Annotated in this window: 11 protein-coding genes; 4 read left to right on the top strand and 7 right to left on the bottom strand. The window is 37.6% G+C overall.

Annotation, left to right across the window (positions count from 1 at the left end; genetic code table 11):
• Window positions 1-372: 372 nt before the first annotated feature.
• Entirely contained in the window at window positions 373-1,308 is a 936-nt protein-coding gene (locus tag D5R40_RS01280) for an Rpn family recombination-promoting nuclease/putative transposase (protein WP_124154136.1), read from the bottom strand.
• On the opposite strand from D5R40_RS01280, the gene D5R40_RS38950 reads away from it, so the two are divergent.
• From D5R40_RS38950 to D5R40_RS40640, 3 genes are all read left to right on the top strand, one after another.
• On the top strand, window positions 1,302-1,538 hold the full coding sequence (locus D5R40_RS38950; protein ID WP_240041525.1) for a hypothetical protein: 237 nt from the start codon (window positions 1,302-1,304) through the stop codon (window positions 1,536-1,538). The two genes, D5R40_RS01280 and D5R40_RS38950, sit on opposite strands and share 7 nt — an antisense overlap.
• Before the next feature lie 932 nt (window positions 1,539-2,470).
• The gene (locus D5R40_RS34340; protein WP_124143888.1) at window positions 2,471-2,737 is read left to right on the top strand and encodes a hypothetical protein; all 267 of its coding nucleotides are present in this window, start codon (window positions 2,471-2,473) and stop codon (window positions 2,735-2,737) included.
• 123 nt (window positions 2,738-2,860) lie between these two features.
• Window positions 2,861-2,995 carry a hypothetical protein gene (locus D5R40_RS40640; RefSeq protein ID WP_275670307.1) on the top strand — a complete coding sequence of 45 codons (135 nt, stop codon included), beginning with the start codon at window positions 2,861-2,863 and terminating at the stop codon, window positions 2,993-2,995.
• A gap of 45 nt (window positions 2,996-3,040) precedes the next feature.
• Here the strand turns inward: D5R40_RS40640 and D5R40_RS01265 are convergent, their stop codons facing one another.
• The 6 genes from D5R40_RS01265 to D5R40_RS01245 form a co-directional block, all read right to left on the bottom strand.
• Window positions 3,041-4,351, bottom strand: a complete 1,311-nt coding sequence (locus tag D5R40_RS01265; protein WP_124154135.1) for an FG-GAP repeat protein — start codon at window positions 4,349-4,351, stop codon at window positions 3,041-3,043.
• Window positions 4,352-4,681: 330 nt separating this feature from the next.
• Entirely contained in the window at window positions 4,682-4,840 is a 159-nt protein-coding gene (locus D5R40_RS01260) for a hypothetical protein (protein WP_192901069.1), read from the bottom strand.
• Between the two features lie 401 nt (window positions 4,841-5,241).
• Window positions 5,242-8,007, bottom strand: coding sequence for a TIGR02921 family PEP-CTERM protein (locus D5R40_RS01255; RefSeq protein WP_205127277.1), 2,766 nt, complete (start codon window positions 8,005-8,007; stop codon window positions 5,242-5,244).
• Between the two features lie 192 nt (window positions 8,008-8,199).
• The gene (locus D5R40_RS34335; RefSeq protein ID WP_161564898.1) at window positions 8,200-8,355 is read right to left on the bottom strand and encodes a hypothetical protein; all 156 of its coding nucleotides are present in this window, start codon (window positions 8,353-8,355) and stop codon (window positions 8,200-8,202) included.
• Window positions 8,352-9,116: a Uma2 family endonuclease gene (locus D5R40_RS01250; protein ID WP_124143886.1), complete on the bottom strand. Its 765-nt coding sequence runs from the start codon at window positions 9,114-9,116 to the stop codon at window positions 8,352-8,354. The genes D5R40_RS34335 and D5R40_RS01250 overlap by 4 nt, the downstream gene beginning before the upstream one ends.
• 380 nt (window positions 9,117-9,496) lie before the next feature.
• On the bottom strand, window positions 9,497-10,240 hold the full coding sequence (locus tag D5R40_RS01245) for a hypothetical protein (RefSeq protein ID WP_192901070.1): 744 nt from the start codon (window positions 10,238-10,240) through the stop codon (window positions 9,497-9,499).
• On the opposite strand from D5R40_RS01245, the gene D5R40_RS01240 reads away from it, so the two are divergent.
• Window positions 10,232-10,615: a phytanoyl-CoA dioxygenase family protein gene (locus D5R40_RS01240; RefSeq protein ID WP_240041524.1), complete on the top strand. Its 384-nt coding sequence runs from the start codon at window positions 10,232-10,234 to the stop codon at window positions 10,613-10,615. The genes D5R40_RS01245 and D5R40_RS01240 overlap by 9 nt on opposite strands.
• Window positions 10,616-10,795: the final 180 nt, after the last annotated feature.

Genomic DNA, 10,795 nt, shown 5'->3' with positions numbered 1-10,795 from the left:
TTGTTGAAATCTCTAGCTTTCTATCTCACTATTGATAATTAACAGGACTTACGCAAATTCTTAGACAATATGCTATCCGCAGAGGGCTAATGCCATTCGCCCCTACCACATAAGGTGGTTCTGCGTAAGTCCTGATTAATTTAACTATTGTTCAATAGTCAGGACTTACGCAAATTCTTAGACAATATGCTATCCGCAGAGGGCTAATGCCATTCGCCCCTACCACATAAGGTGGTCTATCCGCAGAGGGCTAATGCCATTCGCCCCTACCACATAAGGTGGTTCTGCGTAAGTCCTGTTAATTATCAATAGTGAGATAGAAAGCTAGAGATTTCAACAACTCTTTCATTATCAATTATCCATTATCAATTATCAATTATTAGCTAGCCAGTTTTCCAAGTCTGCTATTGTTGCTAAATCAAAAATTTCTTCGCCTAAAATATCTAATTTTTCCAAAGATAATTGTTCTATTTGAGTCTCAATTTCTGGAGATATTTCTCCAAACTTTCGGCGAATTTGACGTAAGATTTGTTTCACTACTCCAATTCCAATTCCTTGTTTCCTTCCAATACCAATTCCTTCTTCTCGTCCTTCGTTTCTCGCGAAACTAATTTGTCCTTGTTGATCTCTCATCAACTTTTCCTGTTGCTCTACTTCCTCTAATTCTTTATTGTTTAAGTTTGCTCGATTTGCTATCTTTAATGCTGCTTCTATTTCTGATACTTCTTCCAATGATTGTGGTATTACTTCTAAATTTGCTGCCGATTTAATAAAGTATATCCATTTATCACTGAGGGTTTCTAAGGCTGAAAATTCTTTTTCAAACTTGGGTAATTCTACAAACATTAATGTTAATTCATCTTCGTAATAAACCGATTCTTTCTCTTCTTTAAATCTGAATTTAGTAATCATTTTATCAATATCCTCAAACAAAACAAAATCCGCGATTGTTAAAGCTATAAAAGGTTGCAACATAATATAACCTTGCCCAACATTACGATCTAATTGATTTCCATAAGCTTTGGCTAAGTTATAAATTACTCGTTTTTTAAAGTCTGCCACGTTCAATATTTGCATTTCAATAATAACGGTATAGCCATTATCTAAAAGTGCTTTGACATCAAAATAAGTCTCTTTTATGGTGTTAGTAACTCCAGGGTTATAGGGGTTAATTATTTTTAGAGATTGAATAACATTTTGATTGTTATAAACTATGGCATTGAGAAAGCTAATCAGGATTTTTTGACTGTGAACAGAACCAAATATTTTTTTCAAGGCAAAGTCGGTTTTAGGGCTAATAAATGTCATGGTTATATATTTCCTATAATTTCTATGATTTATGGTATACTATAGATGATAATTTAATCTGGATATTTATGACAACAAATAATCTCAGACAGAAAATATTAGAACGCCTGGACCTACTATCGGGAGAGCAAGTGAAAAATCTGCTCCGAAAATGGCTAGTAAATTCATCTGGTAATTTAGAATATTTTGAGGAATTACTGATAGATGAATCCGATAAAAAAACAGAATAATTACTAGATTACGGAGAGATAGATTCAACGTTAAATTTTATCTCTTTGACGGAAGAAGAAATGGTTCAGCAAAGTAAATTAGCTCTTGAGGATTATCGTCGTCAGGGGGTTTCAGTAGCCCATAGTCGGGTCCGTGAATGGGCAGATAGCTATTTATAATGGATAATTGATAATGGATAATTGATAATTAACCCCCAAAGGTTTAAAGTCTTTCCTTGAGTTGAGTATAGGGATTATCTGGGTTTTATATTATTGTTGGTTTGGGTTGGTTAATGGATAGTTTGGTTGGGGAGCGATATAGCTGCCGCTAGGCTCCGCCAACGCTATTTCAGTTATCAGTTATCAGTTATCAGTTGCCATTGATGGTTTGCTTGGGGATCGATCGCTGTTTGGGAAGTTTTGAACTTGATAAAAGTAGGTTGGGTAGAACGACAGTGAAACCCAACAACACCTTTACGTTTTCCGTTTATGTTGGGTTACCCTTACGGGAAGCAAGCTACGTTACCTCAACCCAACCTACAAATACTGGTATAGTACGGTCTAGTTGTTTTTGTAGTTGGTAACGTTGTTTTAAGATTTGTCCTGGAGTTAACATAATAAGTTATATCAAATCCGGTTAAACAGCCATAGAATGGTTAAGTTAGGAGGAGTCAACCCACCCCTTTCTTGCCCTAACCCCTCCCAGGAGGGGAAGTCAGTCCTCAGGAGTCAGGAGGAGAAAGAATTACAAAGATAAACGTAGTTATGGCGATTGAAGATTTTTTTTATGTCCAATTAAACGGATTTGATATTAAAAGTTAAAAGTAATCTCAATATTATCGAGCCATAATACCGTAGTTCATTATTGTAGCGCCATGATACAGGTAAAATAGTGCCAAACTTGTAGTGTGTCGCTCCAGTAGGGTGCGTTTATAAATAATTAGGGTCTGCGTATGGAAAGTCTTTTTGCTCTTTGTAGGAGACAACCCGTCCCTCCTCCCAGGAGGGGGAGACAGGAGACAGGAGAAATGGGAATGAGCCAGGAGGTAGGAGCAAGAATTGTCTCTCAATTTTTCTGCCATAATCATCCTAAAATACCAGCATGCATGAGCTTTTTCCACCAAAAAGTTGGTACTTTTTTCAACGCTAAAACGCTAAAACCTTTATCTGTAAATACTTTTAGAATTAATCAGCAAGCCCTAATTAGGGAGGACAATTGAGAATTGAGAATTGAGAATTGAGAATTGAGATCAGGAAAAAAGTGTTTTCATCACTAATTATCCGGACATGGTATAACTAGAATTCTCAAAAAAAATCAAGCAAAGAATTCAGACTCTGGATCTTTGCTTAATAAATTAGCTATGTTGAAGAAGGAGACAGCTATACTGGAGACAGCTATACTGGAGACAGCTATACTGGAGACAGGAGGAAAATTACATGGGGATTCGCTCCCCCAAGTAATTTTGAACACCGTGTAGACGGTGGGGTATTAAACCCACAAAGAAAATGATAAATTTTTATTGTTATTTTTTCTGCTGCTTCTTTCGGGATAAGGCGGCGATCGCTACTGTTCCTGCTATTCCTAAGAGCGATGATGGCTCTGGTGTTGGTTGAGGGTTGATGGTAAACAAGTATGCTGAACCACTGTTTTCTCCGTTGTCTTGGTCTCCTGGGGCACCAATCAGGGCGAGGTTATCCCTTAGAGCTATTAGCCCTCCAAAAAAGTCTCCGTCAGAACCGTCAGGTGGGGTAAATTTCTGGAGCAAACTGCCAGTAGTAATATCAAACAAGTATGCTGAACCACTGTTTTCTCCGTTGTCTTGGTCTCCTGGGGCACCAATCAGGGCGAGGCGATCACTTAGAGCTACTGAGTTTCCAAAGAAGTTAAATTCAGAACCGTCGGGTGCGGTAAGTTTCTGGAGCAAACTGCCAGTAGTAGTGTCAAATAGGTAGGTTGAACCACTGGAGCGTCCCTTGTCATCGTCTCCTGATGCACCAATCAGAGCGAGGCGATCGCTTAGAGCTACTGAGTTTCCAAAGAAGTTAAATTCAGAACCGTCAGGTGGGGTAAATTTCTGGAGCAAACTGCCAGTAGTAGTGTCAAATAGGTAGGTTGAACCACTGGATCTTCCCTTGTCATTGTCTAGTGGTGCACCAATCAGGGCGAGGTTATCACTTAGAGCTACTGAGAATCCAAAGATGTCTCCGTCAGAACCGTCAGGTGCAGTAAATTTCTGGAGCAAACTGCCAGTACTAGTGTCAAATAGGTAGGCTGAACCACTTAATATTCCATTTTCTTGGTCTCCTGGGGCACCAATCAAGGCGAGGTTATCCCTTAGAGTTAGTGACCCTCCAAAGACGCCAGCTGAAAAACCGTCAGGTGCGATAAATTTCTGGAGCAAACTGCCAGTAGTAGTGTCAAATAGGTATACTGAACCACTGTCTGTTCCCTTGTCATCGTCTCCTGGGGCACCAATCAGGGCGAGGTTATCACTTAGAGCTACTGAGTTTCCAAAGATGTCTCCGTCAGAACCGTCAGGTGCAGTAAATTTCTGGAGCAAACTGCCAGTAGTAGTATCAAATAGGTAGGCTGAACCACTGTTTCTTGCGTTGTCATCGTCTAGTGGTGCACCAATCAGGGCGAGGTTATCCCTTAGAGCTACTGACCCTCCAAAGAAGTCTCTTTCAGAACCGTCAGGTGCAGTAAGTTTCAGATCAAAAGCGTTAGCAGGAGCTGTCAAAGCAAGAAGTGCGAGGAGCTGACAGGAGGCTCTTTTACCAATTTTGTTTAGGTTAGTGGCTTTGCTCTTAATTGCTTGTTTTTGATTGTGCATATCTAATTTTTCCTTTATTTGTTGCCATGAGTTTGTAAGTTACAGCGCTTTTCATATTTATCAACTACATCGTCACAATCAAAGGCCTGTAGGAAATTTCCATGGAACCTCTCTACTGTGGTCTACTGAAATGAAAAAAGCTGTAATTTACATACATATGTTTTAATCATAAACACCCACACAGAGGAGTTTCTATTTTGTTTGTTATTAAACTCTTTTATAAGAGTATATGCTCCACTTTCTGGTGTCAATGTCATTTTGCCTACTTCATCAAATCTTCATAAAACTTACATACAAAAGTTCCACGGGACATTCAAACTCTAAACTTTCTCAAGCGATCGCCTCCCCCGCTTCATAATAATTGCAAAGCCACATTTTCCCCTCTCCTCGACGAGAAATTTCTAGCAAAGTTGATTCTGAGTCTACCAATACATATTCCTGTGCTATGGCAAAGCTGCGCTTTTTCCTATCGGAATGCTCCGCAAACATGTCGCGAACCGTTAACGGAGTTATGCGCCAGCAAAACGCAATAACAAATCTGATGCATATTTTAGATAAAACAGTCCAGTAGTAGACTGACGCAGTTAAAACTGTGCAGATCGCTTTTTTCGTAATCACCCCATTCCCCTATCGCCCCATCATATAGAATCCGGTTATATAGTATATGTTTATTATTCTATAATTACTTCAATCTCCCCATCTCCGAATCTCCCCATTTTATAATGCACTATTTAAGGTGTGTCAGTCCTGTCGGGTGCGTTAATGCAATGTAAGGCACCGCCTATTCCAGAATTTTTTGCGTTACGCTTTCGGTGCGGAATGCTCCGCAAACACTGTTGTTTGCTATCGCAAAGCTGCGCTTTGTGCCAGCAAAACACACCCTACTACTTTTAACTTTTGAATTTTGAACTTTGACTTATCCATAGCGCTATTCCCATTGCCACCATTCCCAATACCATACCAGGTTCGGGTACATTTGCAGCATCTAATGGGTTATTGGGGTCGGTTAATTCCTCCTTGCCATCCTCAACTTTACGGTTAAAACGGTCTGCTGCTGCTTCTGCACGTTTGAGTGCTTCCCGTTGTTCGTCATTCACTAAAACTATCATTGAAGAATAAGGCGTAACTATTTTATAGGTTTTTGCGATCGGGTGAATAGCATCTAACTCATCGAGAGTATCCAAGTTCATTTTTTTACTCAGCCCCAAAACTAACTGTTGAGCTGCCAGAGGAGCAAAATTATCTTCTATTATTTCCTCATCAGATTTTTTCTCCATAAACCAAGCATATCCATCTGCTACACTGACAACAGATTTTCCTAATTTTGATTTTGCCGTCACTTGTTGGAATACCTCGGTAAGTTGTGTCGCCACACCACCCCCACTTTTTTGCATCAATTTTAATGTGGCATCATCATAAGCAGGTGGCATCGCTCCCAAATGCAACATCCACAAAGGAGTAGATAAGTTGGGCATTTCTTGAGTATCATCCGAGAGTTCATAACTACCCTCATCAGTCACCAATATCAATCCATTGTAGCGAGTATCCCCTCGTAACTGGAGAAACTGTTCCAGCATTTCCTGATATTGGAGCGTACCGAAAAATGTAACTTTCTCAGCATCAAACTGACTAATATCATCTATCCTTTCTGGTGGAAAACCGACATTAGTCAGATATATGTCTGCATCACCGTTACTGAAACTCAGGTCTCCCAAACCATTTGCCACTAACCAGTCAATATTCTGTTTTAGTTCTTTGGTTTTAGCTCTCATGCTGTAGGAAGTATCCACAACCACTGCAAACCGTTCACTTTCTGGTAAAAATCTTTCTCGCGTTACTAAAGGTTGAGCAGAAATTTGATATCCATTGGCAAAATTTATCTGATGTTGTTGTGCAGTCGTTTGAGTAACTGCGGTCAGACTAGATGGCAACCATGCTTCTCGATCGCCTCTGACAGACTTGGTATTGTAAATTCGTTTGGTGTTTTTATTCCAATAGATATTACGTTTTTCTCTCAACTTCGGTAAAGCAAAACTATTATCTTTTGCCATTACTTGATAGGTTAACCACAAGTGCATTTGTGTTGGTCGGTCTGGGTTAGTTTTTCGTTCCCTTACTGACAACTTTGCTGGTACTGGAAATGCTCGTAAACGATATTGCCGAGGCCCGACTTTTTCTAGGAGAGCAGGATCGACCGGACGTTCTCTTCGGACTTGAGAATTATAGACTTTTTGTGCTGCACCACGGGGCGAAACTTTGAAAGGAAAACGTTGGGCGCGGTTGTCAGTATCGCCTAACCAAATACCTGTAATAACTGCACTTTCTGGGAGGGTAAAATAATAGAGAATTTCTTGAGGTTCAAAGGTTTGATTTTCATAAATTTCATATAATTCTATATCTGCCCAATCTCTATTTTCTTTTACTGTAATTTCTTGGTTTTTCAGCCAGACTTTTTGTTCCCCAATATTTAATAATCCAGCTTTCACTTCATCTAGATTTGCTGTCGATTGAATAGCATTAATAATTGCTTTTTGTTCTGCTTTTTGAATCGGTGTATCGAAAAAATCACTGTAGAGTTTGGCTGCTTTTTGTTTGTCTTTATCGTCACCTTTATATAAGAAGGGTGACATCAGATTATTGAAGTAATCTTGTAATGTTTGATTAATTGATTCTGGCAAACCAAATGTGCTTCTGTACATGATCCGAATTTGGTTACTTCTGGCAGCCGTACTTAGATAACGATATGAGGATAAATAGGCATTAACTAATCCATCTTTAATTAAATTAGAATTAGCTAAAAGTTCTTGGCGATCGCTTTCATTTCTGACTGGTAAATCTAACATTTGAAAAGCTACAACTTGGGGTTGTTGTTGAAATGAAACAAATAGAATCATCCAAGCAGTTATGACCGCAATAATTCCCTGAAATGTACGTTGATGACCATGTTGATTAGCAAATGTTCTGAGTATTCTTTGTCCAGAATTAACGTATAAACTGGCTAATGCTGAGGGCATAAACACAAATAAAGTTGTTGTTAAAGCCAAGACAAATAAAAATAAGAGCAATGTAAATACATAGCCAGGAGAATAAGTTAACTCAGAAATAATTCCTTGAAGCCAGTAAAATGAGAAAAATTCTCGTACTAACATTACAGATACTGGCACGGCATAAAATAGTAGTAATACTCCCACATATAAACCAGTTAATAACATCAGGCTGTGGGCAAACATTTGTAGCCACGATACTAACTTATTTCGATTAGCATAACCATATAACATTTCCAGAGCAAAAGCGATAATGCTAATGAAGATTGTGGCTAAAATTAAAGTACTAGCTTGAGTAAGTTCTCGCAGTACAAAAAAACGTAATAAACAGAGTAAAAATAAAGGAGCTTCAACTCCATAAAATAAACGGAATAATTGCAGAGGTTGTTTGCGAAAATACCATCCACCAATGATAGTAAAAATAGTGGGAATTGCTACTATTCCAATGAAAGTAATTAAAAATTGACTGGGAATTAAGCCAGATAAAGTATCTTCAATTAAAGACCATCCAATAGTTGGCAAAATCCAGAAATATACAGCTCCTAAAAATGTCACATTCCAGATCCAAAAGATACTGTAAAAAGTCAGATTCAGAAAATTTTTAATTTTCATAAAATTTACTCCTAAAAATTATTTAGCGATCGCTTATTTTCTCTAAAAAATTAACCGAAAATTGTGGTTTAAAGCCTCCCATTTTAAGGGGATAATAAAGAAAAATTTTCCTTTGAGTCAATCCTATTCTTGAAAGGAAAAGGTAATTAATGATGATTAATTATTAATTATTCATTATTAATTGTTGAATTATCATTTTCTTTGTGGGTTTAATACTCCACCGTCTACACGGTGTTCAAAATTACTTGGGGTTAGAATCCCCATGTAATTTTCCTCCTGTCTCCTGTCTCCTGTCTCCTGTCTCCTGTCTCCTGTCTCCTGTCTCCTGTCTCCTGTCTCCTTCTTCAACCATTACTTTCTGGATCTATCCCCGCTTCTCGTAATAATTGTTCTAAGCGTTTGGCGCGCTCTTGAACAATTTCCCTCTCTTGGCGTTCCTGTTGAAGTTCTTCTTCAGCAACAGTGGCACGACTTTCTGCCTCTAAAGCACGATTTTCTGCTTCTAAAGCACGGTTTTCTGTTGCCTCCAATTGTTGCTGAACTTCCATATAATCTGTAAATGCTTGTTCATCAGGACGATACAAAATTAGCGTTTCTGCTGTTAACTCAAACTTAATTCCTAATCTAGGAGAAACAAAACCATTCATTTCATCAATTATTTCCAGAAAAAGTTCTGAACGTAACCATCCCGTTAAACTATTTTTTTGCGGGTCATAAACATAATATTCTTCTACTCCATAGCGGTCATAAAATAATAATTTACACTCCATTTCTTTAGGTGTCTTTCCTGGAGAAAGAATCTCAAATACTACTTGTGGAGCAATATTATTTTCTTTCCATTGCTGATAAGAACCTCGGTCTCCTTTCGGTACTCCAAAAACCACCATTACATCTGGCGCTTGTCGTAATTTATTATTCCCTTCTACCGGATACCAAAGTAAATCTCCTGCCACAAAAACTTCAGCATTATCTGCAAATAACCAAGCTAAATTGTAATGAATAATTGTAATCCAACGAAATTGAATTGTATTATCTGCCATAGGCTGGCAATCACTATCTGGATAAACTATTTCTGAGTTAGTTTGGGACAAGGGAAGTTGTATTGTCATATTTTATTTCCTCACGCGCCTCAGTATTTTTAGTATAGCAATTCTCAAGAAGCGTGAGATACAAAATTGTAAGCATTTCCTTCGGAATGCTGCGCAAACAGCCGTCAGCTATCAGCTATCAGCTATTGCTTTTAGTTTACGATAAACGCTATGTGTTTAATTAATTCAGGAACAATGAAGATATATAGATATTTTGAAATAATCATTTTTTTTGCTTTCCATAAATCAATCAATATCGTTGTTCCATAGTCTGTTTTTGATTGTAAAAATATTGGCGAAATTTGGCATCAATTAAATCATTAGACTCTTCTTTATTTCCGATAATTTTTTTGGTAACTTGAACTACATCAAACTATTAATAAATTTCGGAAAAATTAATTTTATATCTTATCTCTTCTTCCTTCTTCCTTCTTCCCTCTTCCTTGTTCCCTTGGAGACTCTAAATTTTGAAACCAGGAAGACCTGACAGTAACGACAATAATTCCTATAGGCAAAAATAAAAATAACCCCAGCATTTGTAATACCAATATTCCCTTACTCATTACCAGCACCAATAAACCGTCGCTCACTCGCTGATACAATACCCCTAAAAAAGCCAACAATAATAACCCTAATAAACCAATTTGTTTCTGGGAAATATTACTCACTCCAGTGAAAACAAACGGACGACGTAACCATTTCACACCCCCCACTAAAATTTGTTCCACTATTAGCAAAGTTATCCCAGACCACATCAACTCTAACAACACTAATAATATAAACAACCAACTAACCTGTAACTCTAAAGTATAAGTAGGAATCAAAATTAGTTTAGCTGCTATGGTGTAATTGTAGAAAGCAAAAAACGGCCACTGGAGCAAAAATTGAGGTAAACTCACCAGATAATTTGGTGTAGTTAAAATTTCAGTGACTCCACATAATAATGTCGGCAATAAAAACGCCCCCATCAAAAGCAAAACATATAAACAGACAACTCGCAAAATAGAAGTCAATTTGTCAGAACGACGTAAAGCATAATTACTACATAGTTGCAAAACATAACAAAACACCAGCATATTACTCGCGCTTCTGGTCGGTGCCAGACTTCTTATTGCCATCAACCAAATAACTGTCATTTGTGGCACAGAGATTCTTATCCAAAATTGCTTTCTGGTGTAGGTAAAACAATTAATGTTTATATTGCTCTGACTGAAGTCAATAAATTTAATGGCTTTGAATTTATACCAAATGCTAAAAAAGACCGCAATTTATCTGTAAAAATGACAGACCCTTTTAGTGGCAATAATTTCTTTGAAGTTACAGAAAAATTGGCAGAAAATTCAGTCCCAGTAATTCTCAAACCAGGTCAGTTTGTGATGTTTACAGATGAACTTATCCATCGCTCTGTATGCAATACTAGCGGTCAAGTTAGACTATCATTAACTTTACGAGTTACTCAACCTAGTGTAGAAGTTTTACCTAATTATAATCCTAATTATCAACAGTCAGTATTGTTGTAGAAGAAGGAAAAGGGAAGAAGGAAGAAAGAACAATGAAGAAGTAAAGAATCAAAAAATCAGAAATAATAAATTAAGATAAACAGCAGTCTAGATAGGTATTTTCTAGAATTAGACTAGCTCCTTCTAAGTGAAAAACTATAATTTTATTTCTGTATAGCAAATCTTGAGTTGCTTAGGATA

The sequence above is a fragment of the Okeania hirsuta genome (assembly GCF_003838195.1).
Taxonomy (GTDB): Bacteria; Cyanobacteriota; Cyanobacteriia; order Cyanobacteriales; family Microcoleaceae; genus Okeania; species Okeania hirsuta.
The sequence above is the reverse complement of the archived record's forward strand: the minus strand, read 5'-3'. Positions and strand labels throughout refer to the sequence as shown.